Genomic DNA, 617 nt, shown 5'->3' with positions numbered 1-617 from the left:
GCTCTCACGCTGACGCTGCACAGCGAGCTCGACGTCGGCAGCGTCGGCAGACTCAGCGACACCGTCGTCAGCGCGCTGGAGGCGGGCAGGCGGCACCTGCTGCTCAACCTCACCGGGGTGACCTGGTGCGACGCGGGCAGTCTCTACACCCTCCTCGGCATGCGGCACGCCGCCATCCACGCCAACGGCAGCCTCGCGCTGACGGCGGCGAGCGACTGCGTCCACGAGAGACTCGACCGGCTCCGACTGCGCGGGCTGCTGCCGTTCGTCGAACGGCGTCCGCCGCCCGCCGCCGGGGGCTGAGGAAGTTTTTCGGATCCGGCGCGGATTCGGGTGCGTACACGGGGAAGAGCGGGGCAGACGGTCTCCGTGAAGTGGCGAACCGCGCCGAGTCCCCGCGGTGAGTCGAGCCACCTGAGGGCACGCCCCCATCCCCCCGGCCCTCAGGTGGCTGTCACGCGGTGACCTCCGCTCACTCGTACGCCACCCAGCTCTCGTGGAAGCCGAGCGGCACCCGGCCCGGCAGATGGACGAGGGCCAGGGGATGGCCGGTGAAGTCCTGGGCGGCGAGGATCAGCGGGTCGGCAGCGCCCCGGTCGGGATCGTCCACGCAGGAC

The 617-nt window shown here is 72.1% G+C and carries 2 protein-coding genes; one reads left to right on the top strand and one right to left on the bottom strand.

Features of this window, described 5'->3' with window-relative positions:
* Positions 1–303, top strand: a 303-nt coding sequence (locus AB8Z36_RS41705) for an STAS domain-containing protein (RefSeq protein ID WP_369218520.1), incomplete at its 5' end; no start/stop codon positions are given.
* Positions 304–472: 169 nt separating this feature from the next.
* On the opposite strand, the gene AB8Z36_RS41700 is transcribed toward AB8Z36_RS41705, so the two are convergent.
* Positions 473–617, bottom strand: a 145-nt coding sequence (locus AB8Z36_RS41700) for a carotenoid oxygenase family protein (RefSeq protein WP_369218521.1), incomplete at its 5' end; no start/stop codon positions are given.

Origin of the sequence: Streptomyces flavofungini, assembly GCF_041028215.1 — a bacterium.
GTDB classification, from domain to species: domain Bacteria; phylum Actinomycetota; class Actinomycetes; order Streptomycetales; family Streptomycetaceae; genus Streptomyces; species Streptomyces flavofungini_B.
Note: the sequence above shows the minus strand (reverse complement) of the source record. Positions and strands in the feature narration are given on the sequence as shown.